Annotated in this window: 16 protein-coding genes and 1 riboswitch; of the genes, 11 read left to right on the forward strand and 5 right to left on the reverse strand. The window is 38.6% G+C overall.

What is annotated here, in order from left to right; all coding sequences use genetic code 11:
* A complete protein-coding gene (locus tag KAI37_RS12460) occupies nucleotides 1-918 on the reverse strand; it encodes a dihydrodipicolinate synthase family protein (protein WP_076293704.1) in 918 nt (305 codons plus the stop codon).
* A 218-nt stretch (nucleotides 919-1,136) separates the two neighbouring features.
* A complete protein-coding gene (locus KAI37_RS12465) occupies nucleotides 1,137-1,781 on the reverse strand; it encodes a YczE/YyaS/YitT family protein (protein ID WP_076293703.1) in 645 nt (214 codons plus the stop codon).
* A 114-nt stretch (nucleotides 1,782-1,895) separates the two neighbouring features.
* Here KAI37_RS12465 and KAI37_RS12470 point away from each other — a divergent pair, with 114 nt between their 5' ends.
* From KAI37_RS12470 to KAI37_RS12485, 4 genes are all read left to right on the forward strand, one after another.
* Nucleotides 1,896-2,348: a MarR family winged helix-turn-helix transcriptional regulator gene (locus KAI37_RS12470; protein WP_076293702.1), complete on the forward strand. Its 453-nt coding sequence runs from the start codon at nucleotides 1,896-1,898 to the stop codon at nucleotides 2,346-2,348.
* A 26-nt stretch (nucleotides 2,349-2,374) separates the two neighbouring features.
* A complete protein-coding gene (paiA, locus tag KAI37_RS12475; protein ID WP_076293713.1) occupies nucleotides 2,375-2,893 on the forward strand; it encodes a spermidine/spermine N(1)-acetyltransferase in 519 nt (172 codons plus the stop codon).
* Nucleotides 2,894-2,977: 84 nt separating this feature from the next.
* Nucleotides 2,978-3,076: riboswitch (guanidine-I (ykkC/yxkD leader) on the forward strand.
* Nucleotides 3,077-3,171: 95 nt separating this feature from the next.
* A complete protein-coding gene (locus KAI37_RS12480; protein WP_071640826.1) occupies nucleotides 3,172-3,513 on the forward strand; it encodes a DMT family transporter in 342 nt (113 codons plus the stop codon).
* Between the two features lie 3 nt (nucleotides 3,514-3,516).
* The gene (locus KAI37_RS12485) at nucleotides 3,517-3,831 is read left to right on the forward strand and encodes a DMT family transporter (RefSeq protein WP_071640827.1); all 315 of its coding nucleotides are present in this window, start codon (nucleotides 3,517-3,519) and stop codon (nucleotides 3,829-3,831) included.
* Nucleotides 3,832-3,984: 153 nt separating this feature from the next.
* On the opposite strand, the gene KAI37_RS12490 is transcribed toward KAI37_RS12485, so the two are convergent.
* Both KAI37_RS12490 and KAI37_RS12495 read right to left on the reverse strand, forming a co-directional pair.
* A complete protein-coding gene (locus KAI37_RS12490) occupies nucleotides 3,985-4,647 on the reverse strand; it encodes a helix-turn-helix domain-containing protein (RefSeq protein ID WP_220031390.1) in 663 nt (220 codons plus the stop codon).
* 11 nt (nucleotides 4,648-4,658) lie between these two features.
* Nucleotides 4,659-5,528, reverse strand: coding sequence for a hypothetical protein (locus tag KAI37_RS12495; protein WP_220031391.1), 870 nt, complete (start codon nucleotides 5,526-5,528; stop codon nucleotides 4,659-4,661).
* A gap of 311 nt (nucleotides 5,529-5,839) precedes the next feature.
* On the opposite strand from KAI37_RS12495, the gene KAI37_RS12500 reads away from it, so the two are divergent.
* Nucleotides 5,840-6,805, forward strand: coding sequence for a flavodoxin family protein (locus tag KAI37_RS12500; protein ID WP_071640829.1), 966 nt, complete (start codon nucleotides 5,840-5,842; stop codon nucleotides 6,803-6,805).
* Between the two features lie 560 nt (nucleotides 6,806-7,365).
* On the opposite strand, the gene KAI37_RS12505 is transcribed toward KAI37_RS12500, so the two are convergent.
* Entirely contained in the window at nucleotides 7,366-9,273 is a 1,908-nt protein-coding gene (locus tag KAI37_RS12505) for a carbohydrate-binding protein (RefSeq protein WP_220031392.1), read from the reverse strand.
* A gap of 931 nt (nucleotides 9,274-10,204) precedes the next feature.
* Here KAI37_RS12505 and KAI37_RS12510 point away from each other — a divergent pair.
* The 6 genes from KAI37_RS12510 to KAI37_RS12535 all read left to right on the forward strand — a co-directional run bounded on the left by KAI37_RS12510 (nucleotide 10,205) and on the right by KAI37_RS12535 (nucleotide 15,333).
* Complete coding sequence (locus KAI37_RS12510; RefSeq protein WP_076293699.1) at nucleotides 10,205-10,519, forward strand: PTS sugar transporter subunit IIB; 315 nt, start codon at nucleotides 10,205-10,207, stop codon at nucleotides 10,517-10,519.
* Between the two features lies 1 nt (nucleotide 10,520).
* Entirely contained in the window at nucleotides 10,521-11,765 is a 1,245-nt protein-coding gene (locus KAI37_RS12515; RefSeq protein WP_220031393.1) for a PTS sugar transporter subunit IIC, read from the forward strand.
* Nucleotides 11,766-11,806: 41 nt separating this feature from the next.
* Nucleotides 11,807-12,163: a PTS lactose/cellobiose transporter subunit IIA gene (locus KAI37_RS12520; protein WP_071640836.1), complete on the forward strand. Its 357-nt coding sequence runs from the start codon at nucleotides 11,807-11,809 to the stop codon at nucleotides 12,161-12,163.
* A gap of 63 nt (nucleotides 12,164-12,226) precedes the next feature.
* On the forward strand, nucleotides 12,227-13,675 hold the full coding sequence (locus KAI37_RS12525; RefSeq protein ID WP_220031394.1) for a glycoside hydrolase family 1 protein: 1,449 nt from the start codon (nucleotides 12,227-12,229) through the stop codon (nucleotides 13,673-13,675).
* Between the two features lie 269 nt (nucleotides 13,676-13,944).
* A complete protein-coding gene (gene add, locus KAI37_RS12530) occupies nucleotides 13,945-14,967 on the forward strand; it encodes an adenosine deaminase (protein ID WP_220031395.1) in 1,023 nt (340 codons plus the stop codon).
* 90 nt (nucleotides 14,968-15,057) lie between these two features.
* The gene (locus KAI37_RS12535; protein WP_076293695.1) at nucleotides 15,058-15,333 is read left to right on the forward strand and encodes a phosphocarrier protein HPr; all 276 of its coding nucleotides are present in this window, start codon (nucleotides 15,058-15,060) and stop codon (nucleotides 15,331-15,333) included.
* Nucleotides 15,334-16,129 lie beyond the last annotated feature (796 nt).

Genomic DNA, 16,129 nt, shown 5'->3' on the forward strand with positions numbered 1-16,129 from the left:
TTAAACATCAAATGGTGAACAGAATGTTTCAGTGGACTGAAGATCCTTTAGTATGAATTTCAAGTGTTCTCTAGCTGATTGATTCAATGGTTGTAAGGGTAAAGGAAGACTGGGACTTGAGATCAAGCCACTTATTTCTGCTGCTGCTGAAACAACGCGAAGGCTGCCATATTGGCGAAATAACGACCAAAGCGGTTCAAGCTGTGTTGAGAGTCGACTTGCTTCGTCAGCACAACCATCCAGAGCAAATCGGGTTATTCTCAAGCAGGTCTCTGGAAACAAGCCACCCAGAGCGGAGTACCATGCTTCACAGCCCGCATTCAAGCCGGTGGCTGCAAACGGATCCCCGCTTACTCCGATCGTTACATAGGAAGGGATGAGCTTACGAAGTTTGCTAATTCGTGCATTAGCTTCTTCAGGGTCAGAAGGTACTCCAGGAATCTTGATAGAACGAACGTTAGGCAGCTCAGCAATCCGACCGTGCAATTCATCGCTAAAATGAAAATGTGTAGTCCCCGGATTATCATATACGCAGAGCGGAATAGAGAGCGAGCTTGTCACCTGTTCATACAACGAATATACCTCTTCATTTGTTAATGCCTGGTAAGAAACAGGAGCTAACAGCACTGCGCTTGCTCCTGCTCTTTGTGCATCTTCCGCTAATCGAAGGACTTCAGAAGTACGAATCGCACTTATACTTGTCATCACGGGAATCCCCTCAGATGAATGGACAGCAAGTCGAAGCACACGTAAACGTTCTTCTCGATTAAGATATGCATAATTTCCAGTTGAACCCAATACACCAATTGAGTCTACACCAGCTGTAACTAATCGTTGAATTAGTGTCACAAATGCTTTTTCGTTAATACCTGTCTCGTTAACTGGGGTGAGTGGAAAAGCAGATAATCCACAGAACATAAAGCTACACTCCTTTAATAATTGACCTTCGAAATACAAACACATTATAAAAATGAATTAGACACAATTAAAGTACCAATTGAGAGACAAATAACAGTACCAATTCTTCTAGAGAAACCTAATATCGAAACAAAGAGATATGAGAATCAGGCTTCAGTGTCAACTTGGATAGTACATCTTTTAACAGATCAGGTTAGTTAAACAACATAAAAAGCATTCTATATAGAATGCTTTTTGTCTTTCTCATGATTTGGTGATGTATCAAAGTGTGTTAATATGCGGTCAAGTACTTTTTCAGTAAGTGGCATAAAGTAATTGAGTATTAGCCCCCCTAAACAAACGGTTAACAAAGTTCCAATGCCAATGGGGCCATTTAAAATGACTGCTATGATCAAGAATATAAGATAGATGAGTGTTCTCGAAAAAAATAGATTAGTTCTAGTTAATTCTTGTATGATTAATGTTAATCGGTCAACTGGAATTGGTGCAAAATTTGTCTGTAAATATGTTGCAGTTCCTAATCCTACAACAACTAAACCAATTCCAAAACAAACAACTTTGCTGTACCATAGTTCAGGTGTTATCAAATTGTGTAATAAAAAAAGCCACATATCAATACCAATACCCATTATAAATGCTGTTAACAACCCCAAAACCTCTGGTCTTTGTCTTTTTAAAAGCGAATTACAACATATCAATATTATAGCTATTATGATTTCCCAACTTCCCACAGTAAGCCCCACATTTATGGACAGTCCTACCAAAAGTGCATCAAAAGGTGAAGTCCCAAGGTCTGATTGTATAGTGAATGAAATTCCAAGAGATAATATAAAAATTCCTAATACGAAAAAAACATAGTTCAATTTACTCGACCTCTTTAATATAATTTTATGTTGCAAATGCAATAAAAATAAGGTAAATTCAATATATATCACTTTTGTTGCATTTGCAACAAAATAGGGGCAAAGGAGTCCAATATGAAGGAAGTACTTCGCGAAATTGGAATGATCGCAAGAGCATTAGATTCTATAAGCAATATCGAATTTAAAGAATATGATCTTACCAAAGGACAGTATTTATACCTTGTGCGAATATGTGAAAACCCAGGAATCATTCAAGAAAAGTTAGCTGAGATGATAAAAGTAGACCGAACAACTGCATCTCGTGCTATAAAAAAACTTGTAATTAATGGCTTTATTGAAAAGAAAGAAGATAACCATAACCAAAAAATCAAAAAACTCTATCCAACAGATAAAGGGAACAATGTTTATCCTTTTATAAAAAGAGAAAATGATTATTCCAATAACGTTGCATTAGCGGGATTTTCGGAAAGAGAAGTAGAAACTATTTTCAATCTTCTTCAAAGAGTAAGAGAAAATATAGGGGATGACTGGGAATTTGTAAAAAAGGGGAACAAGAGAAATTATTGATTTACATGAAGGAGGGATACATTAAAGTGACTGTGAAAATAATAAAGTGCAGCCGTGAAGATTTACAAATACTCCAAGAAATAAGTATTGAAACATTCAACGATACTTTTAAGGATCAGAATTCGCCTGAAAATATGAAAGCCTATCTGGAAAGAGCATTTAACTTTAAACAGTTGGAGGAGGAATTGTCCAACGACTCTTCAGAAATCTTTTTCATCTATTTTAATGAAGAAGTTGCTGGATACTTAAAGGTAAATATGAATGATGCCCAATCCGAAAAAATGGGTGATGAGTCGCTCGAAATTGAGAGGATTTATATAAAAAACAAATCTCAAAAACATGGGCTTGGTAAATATCTGCTAAATAAAGCTATGGAAATCGCGATGGAACATAATAAAAAGAAAATCTGGCTTGGCGTATGGGAAAAAAATGAAAATGCCATTTCTTTTTATAAGAAAATGGAATTTGTTCAAACTGGCGCACATTCTTTTTATATGGGTGATGAAGAACAAATTGATTTTATTATGAGCAAAACAATGATATAAGTTTAGGAAGATATACGAATTTTTATTAATTTTTATATTGTGATTGATTCACTAATGTGTATAATGTTAACTATAATTGAATTCAAAAATGTTTTCTAGGGTTCCGCGATGTAATATCGGCTGGTCCGAGAGAAAACTCACAGTCGTCGTACTGTGCCACGGAGGGATAAAAGCCTGGGAGAAAAACTGCAGTATGCAGTATTCTCCCAGGCTTTTTTTTATTGCTGCTATAAATTCATACTACATTTGCAGCATTATCAAAAAGGAGGAAGTACAGAATGAACAAGACATGGTTATCTGTTGTAATTGCGGCATTATTTGAAGTTGGATGGGTCATCGGTCTAAAACATGCCAGCGGATGGTTAGAGTGGGGGGGCACTTTAGTTGCTATTTTAGTAAGTTTCATACTTATGATTATGGCTTCCCGCACGCTTCCGGTAGGTACGGTGTATGCAGTATTTGTCGGATTGGGAACGGCTGGTACTGTATTAGCAGAAATTTTGTTATTTGGTGCTGAGGTACAGGGATCTAAATTATTGCTAATCGGGGTGCTTCTGCTCGGAGTTGTAGGACTCAAAATGCAGAGCAAAGAGAAGAAACAAGGAAAAGAGGTGCATTGACGTATGAACTGGGTATTTCTAATTCTGGCAGGCGTATTTGAGATGATCGGAGTTCTCATGATTAATAAGCTCCATAAAGATCGGAATTTCCTGTCTGCTTTTTACCTGCTTGCAGGCTTTGGATTGAGCTTCTTGTTTCTATCCCTGGCCATGGAAACACTACCAATGGGAACGGCCTACGCTGTCTGGACCGGTATTGGAGCTTCTGGCGGGGCCATATTGGGCATGATCTTTTACAGTGAACCGCGTAATACCGCGAGAATTCTGTTCATTGCGATGGTACTCGGTTCAGCAGTTGGCCTAAAGCTGGTAAGCTGATTAATATGGAATTAGACATACTGGTCATCTTAGAATAGCAGCGAGCTATCTGAATGCTTATGGGCTATCATTAAATTTAAAAATAGATAGAAAAGACTAGCGTGCAGACAAAGTATCGATAAGAAATTTTGTCTGCATGTTTTTTGCATTTGCTTACCCTTCTGTACTCTGATCTTTAGGATCGCCGCGTTGTGTTTTCAGTTTTAGAAAATGAAGAGTCATTTGAAGCTTCAGACGAATATCACCATCGCTTAGATCAATCTCGAAAAGCTCACGTATCCTGCTGATTCGATAGAACAAAGTATTTCTATGAATAAAAAGTGTTTTAGCAGCAATATTTGGAGTGTCCACATATTGAAGATAGGCTTCAAGGGTAGACAGCAAACTTGTTTTGTGGGCATTGTCATAAGCAATTAACTTTTGGATAACTGGATGGCAGAAGTCAGCGAGATCGTTCTGCTCCGATATGATCTTTCCAATATGCTCGCAGAGATAGTCCTCATACATATACACTGGCTTGTTAGAATGAAGTTGGAAACCAATCTCGATGGCGGTTAGGCATTGCTTATAATATTTTCGTAAACAGGTTAAATGACTAAAGCAGTCACTCAGCGAAGCAGTTAGGCCGTTTACTTGGAGAAATTCCAGAATTCGTTTGTCTTCAGCAATGATTTTACAGGATGAATCAACGAGGGAAATGAGAAATACAATACGTCCCTGATATACGATCCAACGGCTATCCGGAAGTAATTGGATCATATGCTGTGCAACCAGCTGAACTTTCCCGTCAAAAAAGCCGTTCTTCAGGTCTGTCAAGGTCATCACTCTCAGGTAAGGTATTCCAGATGAGCCAGTCGCATTGCAATGACATTAGCATCATTGAGCTCGCCTGTAAGCAGTTCGGAAAGCAAGAAACTATGCATCATTCCTTGATTGCAATTATAAAAATCGTTCTTTTGCAATTCTACCGAAACCAGCTCACAAAGAAATTGTACGAGTTCAAAATCAATATCTGTAAATTTACGATCCAGTTCCATAACACTGACCTGCGCAAATTCTATGCCATGTACGTACACCAAAGCTGTTATCCAACAGTCGTTGGTCTCGGGATCGCGTGAATAATAAGGTATAAGAGCCATACGGGTCAGTTCGTACAGATTGGATTTCTTCATGCTCTCAATATTACTGTCAAGAATATAACCCAAATTTCGCTGCTGTTCGATATCAGGTCGGCTGGGGATGGGGGCCTGACACATAGCGAGTAACTTATAGCCTGCGTCGAAAATGATTACCGGATTACCAAAGATGCGGGAGGCCTCGTTTGTCAAGTATTGCAAACCTTTGTTTGAGTAAAGTGCGGATATCAGAGTGTGCATATGCTCAATGAGCCGATTCTCATGAGCAAGTATAGATGAAATCTTTCCCGAAAGATCCAGCAGATCCAGTCCATTTGGCAGAAGGGTGAGATAAGTATAAGAGTCTACAAGTACATCACAATCCTGAATGCAGAAAAGAGGAGTGTCTGTAGGAAAGTCCTTTGGCAAATCCGAAAGCTTGCCTATATAAGCGGTGTCAGCCTGGAAAACGGAACTCAACCGCAGGATAGTAAATTCACTGATTTCTTTTGTTTGCATGGCCTCTTCGGGCAAGGAAAGATAACAGTCGCTAAGTTTTCTGATTATTTTTTGAATTTTCACAAGAGCAGCCTCCAAAAGCTTTTTAATCCTTGTGCAATATTACAAAACATCGTCACTATATCGGACTATATTTAAATTCCAGCACATGGGATATAACGTTTTTATTATATATACTGAAATTATTACACGCTGCAATAAATGACACTTTCATCAAAAAATGAGTAATATTGTTTAAAATCAAGGCTCTGTGAGGGAAAGGTTTTGGAATTATGTGAGGAAATTTATGCGAAATTAGTGGAGAAAGCTGAAACTCTCGCATGGATTTGCTTCAGGATCTATGCCTAACAAATACAAATAGCAGGAGGATTTTAATGAAAATTTTAGGGATCAGTTGCGGTAGAAGGATGAGTAATTCAGAAATCCTTGTCAAGGAAGCTCTGATGGGTGCTGAAGAGATAGGTGCCGAGGTAGAGCTTATACGTCTTAATGACCTGCAAATTAAACCTTGCACCGGTTGTAATGCTTGTGTAGTGAGCCTGCTTGAAAAGTGTGGCTCAGGAGATTGTGTGATAAAGAACGATGATTATGGATTTATTGAAGAAAAAATAATGGAATGCGACGGGTTAATTGTGAGCTCAGCCATTTATGAGAAGAGCCCGAGTGGACTGTTGAAGACTCTGAATGACCGGATGGGCCCCTCCCATGATATTGCCTTCCGAATGATTGCCAAGAAGCAACGCGAAGAAAGAGGAATAACTACTGGTAAAGGCCCAGATGAAAGAAGCTTTAAACAAAGAGTGGCTTCTCTTATTGCTGTAGGGGGAAGTGAGTGGGACACACTTGCACTGCCAATGCTCCATCTCTTCACGCTGCCGATGCAAATCAATGTTGTAGATAAAATACTGGTCAATTGGGTTGGCTTGCCTGGATCAGTAGTCTTCAAGGAAAATGAATTGAACAGAGCTAGGCAATCTGGTCGTCATGTGGCTGAAACACTAATGAATCCGAATACGGAAGCGAAATATATTGGCGAATCTGGTTTATGTCCAATCTGTCATTCCAAACTCGTTGAAATCAGGAATCATGATGATAATTATCCTGCAATATGCGGAATTTGCGGTGTAAAGGGCACTTTGGAAGTTGAACAAGGCAAAGTTAAATTTAATGTCACAGAAGAAGATAGAGCGCATTCTCATGTTCTAATCTCTGGGAAATTCGAGCACGCGGATGAATTATATAAAGTTTCATTAAAACCTAATTCCAAGGCTGGCGAATTGCCTGAAAGATTAAAAAAATACAAAAACTATTTATCTTATTCCAGACCTGCTCGTAATTGATATTCCGGATAAAATACTTATTCTTTTTTTGAAAGGCTGAGAGCTAATTTGGCTGGTAAGGCCTACTAAAATTCACTCCAATAGAGCTAATTCATAATGGGAACGCCTGGGTTCATATGCATGGTATAGCCATGTTTATACTGGTCATATAATAAGTATTGCCTACCCGAATTACATCATTGTCCGGAACATCGGCATAGATAAAAGGATTGTTGAATGTGAGAGCGGACGATATGCTGCCCATAGAGAGCATTGTCATAAGCAGTGGAAGAACACTACTAAGAGCGAGCCTACTTTTTTCAACATATTCTTACCTCTTGATCGTTGTAGTATCGTGATCCTGTTCCTGTTCTCAGAAGAAGTGCAGAGCTATATATGAAGGGACCCATTAAGATAAAAGGGTGCTCGAGATTACTGCTGGGGGCTCCCCTAGCAGTAATCTCGAGCACCAGAGGGTGTTTTTCCATACGCTGCACTTGCAAGTCACTGAGGATGAAGTATCCAGACAGTCTCAATTTAGTCAACAATAGGACTAAGACAACTACTGTTTTTACGAGCGATCATAACGAAAATTCAATGAAATCCACGTAGGCATCCCAGGTTCCGTCATCGCTCGTCAAGGTAAGTTTGACCTCCTGATCGCCAGTAGCGTGAGTAATGTTGGACAAGGTTTGGACAGTCGGTGTTTTGCCCGTGAAATAAAAGGCACCCACAGTTGCTCCTCCAATAACCAAGTCCACTTTGGCCGTACCAGCATTGCTTGAAGCTCCCCGTACTGAGATATTATGCGTAGGGTTGGCAAAATACTGTGAGTATGATGCGTAGTCAGCAGTGCCATACAAAGCAACCCCGTCAAAGGGTGTACTGATCTTGCCTGCATAAGTGCCGCCAATATTCATATTCTCAGCTTCGACCTTTGTCCCCATATTTCCCCCCGTGTTGGGGGTGAACTGCCAGGCATCCAAATTAAATAGATTGCCGTTACCTGCCCCAGTAAACACCAAATAAATGTTGCGAACTCCAGTTGCATTATTGATCGTGGTCTCTACTTCTCTCCAGATCTGCATACCTCCAGTTGAAGGCACTTTCAAAGAGCCGACTAGCGGCCCTGTCTCACTGTCAAGCCGTACTTCAATATTACCACCGACATTTGTGGCAACATTAGCTTTGAACGTCTTTGCTCCGGTAGAGCCAAAATCAGCCTTCCCGACAGCTACCCAGTCCCCATTGTGAATATTGGTCACATCCAGATTATTGACCGGACCGCCAGTGGCTTGAGTGGGCTCGGTCGTAATACCCGCCTGCCACGCCATGGTTTCCGCTTCAACTCTGGTATATGGATTTAGATTGGATAGCTGAGCTATTCCAGTCATATTCCCTTGTACCTCTTGGATGCTTCCATCGGTATTATACACCAGTTTATTAATGTGCGGAGAGCGATAGCCTTTTCCAGTGCCAATTTGTGCCTTGCTGACCGTTTGGGCATGATACACGACATACCACTCATTTTTAAAGTTAAATACAGCATGGTGGTTGTTTCCGCCAACGCCGAAGAATGTATGGGGGTTTTTCAGGAAATGGCCTTTATAAGTGAAGGGGCCCATCGGGTTGTCGCTGACCATATAGCCGATTTCACCTGCAGGGTACTGAGTCGGGTGTGTTCCGGCAAAGTTAATACAGTAGGAATAATAGTATTTGCCATTGTACTTATGAATACCTGAATCTTCAAATAGGTAAGGTGCATCAATGGTGGTTGCGCTTCCAACAACACTGATCATATCTGCTCCTAACTTGCTCACTCTAGCTGTTTTGGGATTAGCAATGGAAGCAGGATCGGATTCGTTAGGAATTCCCCCACCGCTATACAGGTACCCTGTGCCATCATCGTCCACCAGCACAGCAGGATCAAAAAGCCATGTCACGCCAGCCATTCCAGGTGTACTATGTGTCACAAGTGCTTTACCGAGGGGGTCTGTCCAAGGTCCGATCGGCGTGTCTGCTGTCAGGACTCCAATTCCTGCCCCGCCATTGGCAAAATAAAGAAAGAATTTATCTTTGCCATTCATTTTTTTATGCGCAATTGCAGGTGCCCAGGAGTTAGAGGCCCATTTGGCAATGCCCCTTCCGCTGTTCTTGTTGTTGGCCCCTGCGACTGGTATCGCTCCGTGATCCGTCCAGTTCACCATGTCCGCGGACGATATGACCTGGATGCGATCCAGAGCACTGAAGTCATTGTCTTTAATCGATCCGTCATTGTTATACACATACGTATCACTTGACATGTAGATATACACCCTTCCATTATACACCAATGAATAGGGGTCAGCTCCCAACTTATGATCCATTAGAGGGTTAGAATTTCCAGGGATCTTAGCCAGTGGCCGATTGGCAGCATCTACATTTAGCATGGGAAAGACACCGAGCAATAGAGCGAAGGAGAGAAATAAAACTAGACATTTTCTGATCATAACAATAACCTCCGTTTATTATATGGTCTAAAGCTGAGCTATCCGCAAATTTATCAAAACCAAGAATATGCTCAGACTTTTACCCGTAAGGAGAACTGCTGTGAAGAAGGCAAAAGAGAAATGAAATCGCTTACATTTTGATTGAAAGTTAAATGTTAATATGTAATTTGATTATAAATAATGGTTTTATTTGGAGTAATCATAACATGTTATATCAAAAATAACAATTTCATTCTATTTTTAAAAAAACGAATCGAAAGGAACGTAGATCCCTGATTTGCTCCGATTAAGGTAATCTTAAAAGACAAATAATTTAGTTACTTTGGAGATGAATTATGTTAATGACGAAGGAAGTTTCACCCTAACAACTGGTATTGTCCATATTCATCAAAATGGTTGCGGAGGTAAAAGGGGGCAAGACAAGCAAGTATGAAACAATCTCGGGAGAATTAACCACCAAAACTTATGCCATCGTGGATGCCTTGAACTAGCCCCTTTGTTTTGCGTTGATTCCAGGCCACGATTACTGGCATCGCCTCTTCAATATGTTCTCCATTTTTGCTCGAAACGGATAGATTCTATTCTCTTCAATCAACAAGGCGTACTAAAAGGTTGTGTTGACTGAAATATGTTCCAGTATAGTTTGCATGACTGTTTCAAGTATAGATATACTGAGGGGCTTCATGCTCCATTGCAGGCACAGATGAAGATGAGGCAATCAAAAATGTTGAAGAAACATTGAAAAAGAAAGGAATAGCAGAATAATTTTTAATGATACTTTTAGTAAATTGAACTCAGGTCACTGGCTATTAATATTAACTGTAATTTTAAGTTCCTATCTCTAGGAACTTTTTTTGTTAGTCTTAATAAAGTGTCAATGTCATACTGAGTTTGTAGCGAAAACAGATTTTACTTCAGGGAGGAATATCAAATGACAAGAGTATTATTGATCTGTGGTGCAGGTGCTTCTAGTGGATTTATGGCGAACGCAATTCGTAAGGCAGGCAAAAAAAGAGGAATCGAAATGTCTGTGCAGGCTCGAAGTGAGTCTCAACTATCCGAATATGTTAATGAAATCGATGTATTGTTAGTCGGACCGCATTTGAAATATATGGAAGATGAAATAAAAGAAAAAATGAATGGACTGCCTGTCAAAGTAGCAGTTATTCCACAAGATATATACGGCACACTGGATGGAAATAAAGCTTGTGATCTGCTCTTAAATATGCTTGAAACAGGTGAGTAATATGATGATTAAGTTCATGGATTTCATGTCCAATTCATTTACACCTGTTGTTAATAAAATCACAAAAAATCCTTGGATCTCATCAATCCAGGACGCGGTAATGACCCTATTACCACTGATTCTAGTTGGATCTTTGATCACGATAGTATCTCTGTTTAATAATATTTTTCCGAATATCCCAGACTTCTCTTTAATCAATAGCTTTACGTTCGGATTGCAGGGATTACTAGTAGCATTTCTAATTCCATATTATGTTATGGAAAAGAAAAAGCATCACAACAAAAAAATATTAGCTGGGGTAACAAGTCTTGCTGTCTATCTTATGCTTCTATCCCCAGTGATCTCTGATGATGGTCAAATTACTTTTATATTTAGTAGATTTGGTGCTACGGGGATGTTTTTATCTTTGGTTATCGGTCTTGTGGTTGCAGGCGTTATGAATTTCTTTGCAAAAAAATCTCTATTTTCCAAAGATAGTATGATCCCAGAATTTGTTATCGTATGGTTTGATTCGTTAATTCCTATTACTTTAGTAATGGTTATTTCTTGGATCATTGCTGTGCCGTTAAATATAGATTTTTTTGACGTAATTCTAAAAATCTTTGATCCTTTATCTAGTATTGTTCAGAGTTACCCTGGTTTTGTATTGTCATTATTTATTCCGGCATTGCTTTATACATTTGGGATAAGTGGGTGGGTGATGATGCCAGTTATTTATCCGGTTTATTTAGCGGGACTGGCGGAAAATGCTGAACGTGTTGCTCAAGGTCTGGAACCTACAAATATCGCTCTTCAAGAAACAGCGTATGGCTTCATAAACATGGGAGGGATTGGTGCCACACTTGCACTTTCGGTTATGATGGTGATCTTTAGTAGCTCCTACAGATTAAAGGCCATAGGTCGTGCAACCATTGTTCCTTCTATGTTTAATATTAATGAGCCCCTTATGTTTGGTGGCCCCATAGTTTTTAATCCATTTTTGATGATTCCTATGTGGATCTCATCCATAGTTATCCCTTCCATCGTATATTTTGTCATGAAGTTGGGGTTAGTAACTATTCCATCAAAAACATTTTTGTTGTGGTATATCCCTACTCCAATCGCATCTTATCTGACCACCCAGGATTGGCGGGCCATCATCCTCGGAGTTGGACTTTTTGTAGTAGCTTTTATAATTTATTTCCCATTTTTCAAAGCTTACGATATTCAGGAGAAGAAGAAGGAATTAGCTTTAGCTGAGGAATAAATTTAAGGTTCTGAATCCAGAAATAAAGGAGATTACATTCAATGATTGATAGAGAAGAAAAATTAGAGGCACTAAGTTTGATATCGATGCAAATGATTATGCACGCTGGAGACGCTCGCAAAGGTATCATGGATGCACTAATTTCATGTGAAGAAAGCAATTATAATCGTGCAAATGAATTATTAGAAGAAGCAAAGAAAAGCATGACTAAGTCTCACAGGATGCAAACGGAAACAGTTCAAAAAGAAGCATCCGGAGAGGAACCTCTGTTCTCCCTACTGTTTGCCCATGCTCAAGATACTTTGATGACGGTTAAAAGTGAATATGAATTGACTAAACGAATAATTCGTGTATTTAAAAGATTTGATGACACGATTAATAGTAAAGTTCTTAAGTAATAAAAAAACACTTAAAATTATAGCATTTCTATACTTTCATATGATTAAGAGGAGGAAATACGGATGAAACAAGCACCTAAGGGATTCCCATCAAACTTTTTATGGGGTGGGGCAGTTGCAGCTTGCCAGGTTGAGGGAGCATATGATGTAGATGGAAGAGGGTTATCGACATCTGATATTCATGTTTATGACAAAAACTTAGATCGGGCGCATATTGAGAAAGAAGGTGGAGGGACCCTACAAGGAATTAAAAGAGCTGCTATTGATACAGAAGGGTACTACCCAAAGCGTTATGGAATTGATTTTTATCATACCTACAAGGAAGATCTAGCTCTTCATAAGGAAATGGGATTTAAAAACTTCAGAACAAGTATTTCTTGGTCCAGAATTTTCCCTAATGGAGATGAATTGTTACCCAATGAAAAAGGATTAGAATTTTATGATAATCTGATCGATGAGATCATTAAAAATGGCATGGAACCTATTATGACGATGTCTCACTACGATATCCCTCTGCACTTAGTAACTGAATATGGGGGATTCGCAAATCGTAAGGTAGGGGATTTCTTTGTTAAATATGCAAAGGTCATCCTTGAAAGATATAAAGGGAAAGTGAAATACTGGATTGTTTGCAACCAGATTAACTTGATTCCTGGTATTCAGTTCGGAAGTTTAGGAATTTATGACGATCAAGCAGAGAATATGGAAGAACTTATGTACCAGGCAGTTCATAACCAGTTTGTAGCAAGTGCAAAAGTGGTTGAAGCGGCAAAGACCATTGATCCAGGCGCATTTTTGGGTACAATGTTAGCGGACGCTACATCTTACCCAGCAACATGTAAACCTGAAGATGTTGTATTGACTTTGAAAAAGAATCGGATGCAGTATTATTTTTCTGATGTACAACTACGTGGAGAATATCCTGGATATGCGCTTCGCTATTTCGAGGAAAATGGAATCAACCTCGATATTAAAGAAGGAGATGAAGAACTAATAAGAAATAACACAATGCAATTTCTTGCGATTTCTTATTATTCTTCCAAAATTGTCGATTCTACTATAAATACCATCAAGCCGTTTGATGTGTCCCAGAACCCTTATCTGGAACCAACTCCATGGGACTGGAGGATGGACCCATTAGGACTGTACAACTGTATGTCCCAGTTTTGGGATCGTTACCAAGTGCCTTTAATGATAGCGGAAAATGGCTTTGGGGCATTAGATAAGGTAGAAGAAGACGGAAGTATTCATGACCCATATCGTATTGATTACTATCGAAAACACATTGAGCAGTTAAAAGAATTAATCAAGGATGGTGTAGATATCTTTGCTTACTGCGCATGGGGACCTATTGATATTGTTTCCTCTTCAACTGCGGAAATGAGCAAACGATATGGATTTATCTATGTGGACAAAGATGATTTTGGTAATGGTAGTGGGAAGAGAAGTAAAAAAGATTCCTTCCATTGGTACAAGAAAGTCATTGAAACAAATGGAGAAGATCTTGATTAATTAAATAGTAAGACCTTTTCAGGGCATTGTTTTTTAAAGAAAATTTTATTGTTGCTACACAATTGCCAAAAGTCAGTTGTGTGGCTCTTCATTTATAATAACGGCTTCTGTAATAGAAACCTTCCTAGGTTAAGTTTAATCGAATAGTGAATGGAAGCCTACAAATGTTAAATGAACATTATTCGTACGGACAGAATTTTTAAGACGAGAGTGACCTAATTACAATGTAGGTACCATGTACCATGAAAAAATATGAGAGGGTTGTAAGCATGGATAGCAATTTAAAAAAAATTATTACTGAATGTCCAAAAGCAGAGTTGCATTATCATATTGATTGCATATCTCCGGAACTATTTTGGAAATTTTCACAGCGCAACGGGATTGAGTTACCTATTAAGACTCTTCGTGATGCTATAGATTTTTACAACTTTCAAACACTAGATGAGTTTCTTACTATTATGCTTACTGCGATTTCCTCTATTCAAACAGAAAATGACTTCTCTGATATGGTTATGGATTGTGCCAACGATATGGTTACACAGAATATCATTTATCGTGAAGTAATGTTTGATTATACGGCCTGCTATGGCCATCGTGGAGTTTCTCTAAATACGGTAATAAATGGTTTTGCAGAGGGTTTAAAATTAGCCAAAAAAAGGTACGAAAATATTGATATACGTTTTATCGCTAATCTGGATAGGACAGCTTCAGTAATTGATAACTGTAATTATATTAATAAACTGATAAAGTTTCGAGAAGAGATTCCTTTGATTGCAGTTGGTATGGATATGCAAGAAATCGGACATCCTGCACACAAACAAGCTGATGCTTTTGCTCTTGCCAAAGAATATGGATTTAAATTGACAGGCCATGTTGGTGAAGTTGTTGGTCCAGAAGGGATTTGGGACGCATTACAATCTATCCCACTAGATAGGATAGATCATGGCGTTCGTGCTGTAGAAGACGATGAGTTATTAAAATTGTTAGCGGAGAAACAAATTTTACTAACTTTATGTCCCGCATCTAACATCAGTTTAGGAGTCTACTCGTCGTGGTGGGAATTCCCAATTAAGAAATTAATGAATAGCAAAGTGAAAGTCTGCATTAATTCTGATGATCCACCCTGTTTTCATTATGATCTAACAGGGAACTTGATCAAAATTGCAGAGACGTTTGATCTTTCTACGTCGGAAGTTATTGAATTAATACGTAACTCGTTCATTTTTAATTTTGCAGGTAATGAGCATTTGAGCAATGTAGATGCATGGCTGGATAAAAACATAGCCATTTAAGCAGAGACAGACGTAATTTGGTTTCTGATCTAGACAATAGGAGCAAATGGATTAAAACTAAAACACTTATCGTTAAAGGAGATTATAAATATGATTGAAAAAACGTTTATAGTTACAGACGAAACGGGAATTCATGCTCGTCCTTCAACTATTTTAGTTAATAGCGCCAGCAAGTTTAGTAGTGAGGTGAAAATAAAACATGATGGAAAGGAAGTGAATCTAAAGTCCATTTTAGGTATTCTTTCACTGGGTATGGAATACGGCTATGAGTTTGATATTGTTGTAAATGGCTCTGACGAAGTAAAAGTTCTTGAAACGCTTGAAGAAACATTATTGCGAGAGGGTATCGCAGAAATAAAGAACTAGTAGTATTGGGACTAATTAGCGTAAATAGCTTCATAGCAATTTCTAACTTAATGTTACCTTAGATCAGTGATTAAGCTGACTAAGGTTATTTTTTTATATCCCAGGAATTTGTAATTTTCATAAACAAGATAAGTATAATCATATCACCTATTAGATCACCCTTCCTAATAAGTATCGCCAAAACATTCATCTTCTGGATCGGTCTCGAAATGATACTTGCAATGAAGAAGGCGATAAATACAACGATCGGGAAGGAAATGAGTGTGAGCTCAAAATCTGAAGCTACCTCCAAGTTGTTGATCTGGAAATTCAACGGGAAGACGGCCGCACTGTACAGTAGCACAGCTCTGCTGTGATAGTTGGAAGATGACAATATGGCTGATGAGGAATGAGAAGCGTATTGTTGTACACATAGGGAGCAGTAAATAGTCGAATTACGAGAAATGGAGCAAGAGTACAAGGGAGAATACAGGCGTTTGATAATTTATGTTGTAGTGATACTTTCTAAATCAGGAATACTAAATATGTTATATAAGCATGCCATATCTACAATCATTACAGAAAATAATTAAATACTTTCGAGGATTTATTCATATTGGAAGATGCTACAACCTAATACCATTGTCGCATTTAAAGTCACTATTTATCGGCTTTTTGTTTTAAGGGAACAAGTTCTTATCCTGAATTGAGGGCAGAACTTGTTCCCTTTGTAAACTAGGCACTTATTAAAACATTTGTGTAAATACATTTCTCTATAAGTCAAAATGATATTTATTTCATTTATCTCGAGTATGCA

It is taken from the genome of Paenibacillus sp. S25 (assembly GCF_019454085.1).
GTDB classification, from domain to species: Bacteria; Bacillota; Bacilli; order Paenibacillales; family Paenibacillaceae; genus Paenibacillus; species Paenibacillus polymyxa_B.

Excerpts from the sequence above, each read along its gene's own strand:
- KAI37_RS12485 (WP_071640827.1), top strand. The coding sequence starts at position 3,517 with ATGAACTGGGTATTTCTAATTCTGGCAGGCGTATTTGAGATGATCGGA.
- KAI37_RS12460 (WP_076293704.1), bottom strand. The coding sequence starts at position 918 with ATGTTCTGTGGATTATCTGCTTTTCCACTCACCCCAGTTAACGAGACA.
- KAI37_RS12525 (WP_220031394.1), top strand. The coding sequence starts at position 12,227 with ATGAAACAAGCACCTAAGGGATTCCCATCAAACTTTTTATGGGGTGGG.
- KAI37_RS12480 (WP_071640826.1), top strand. The coding sequence starts at position 3,172 with ATGAACAAGACATGGTTATCTGTTGTAATTGCGGCATTATTTGAAGTT.
- KAI37_RS12520 (WP_071640836.1), top strand. The coding sequence starts at position 11,807 with ATGATTGATAGAGAAGAAAAATTAGAGGCACTAAGTTTGATATCGATG.
- KAI37_RS12500 (WP_071640829.1), top strand. The coding sequence starts at position 5,840 with ATGAAAATTTTAGGGATCAGTTGCGGTAGAAGGATGAGTAATTCAGAA.
- add (WP_220031395.1), top strand. The coding sequence starts at position 13,945 with ATGGATAGCAATTTAAAAAAAATTATTACTGAATGTCCAAAAGCAGAG.
- KAI37_RS12505 (WP_220031392.1), bottom strand. The coding sequence starts at position 9,273 with ATGATCAGAAAATGTCTAGTTTTATTTCTCTCCTTCGCTCTATTGCTC.
- KAI37_RS12515 (WP_220031393.1), top strand. The coding sequence starts at position 10,521 with ATGATGATTAAGTTCATGGATTTCATGTCCAATTCATTTACACCTGTT.
- KAI37_RS12470 (WP_076293702.1), top strand. The coding sequence starts at position 1,896 with ATGAAGGAAGTACTTCGCGAAATTGGAATGATCGCAAGAGCATTAGAT.
- KAI37_RS12535 (WP_076293695.1), top strand. The coding sequence starts at position 15,058 with ATGATTGAAAAAACGTTTATAGTTACAGACGAAACGGGAATTCATGCT.
- KAI37_RS12510 (WP_076293699.1), top strand. The coding sequence starts at position 10,205 with ATGACAAGAGTATTATTGATCTGTGGTGCAGGTGCTTCTAGTGGATTT.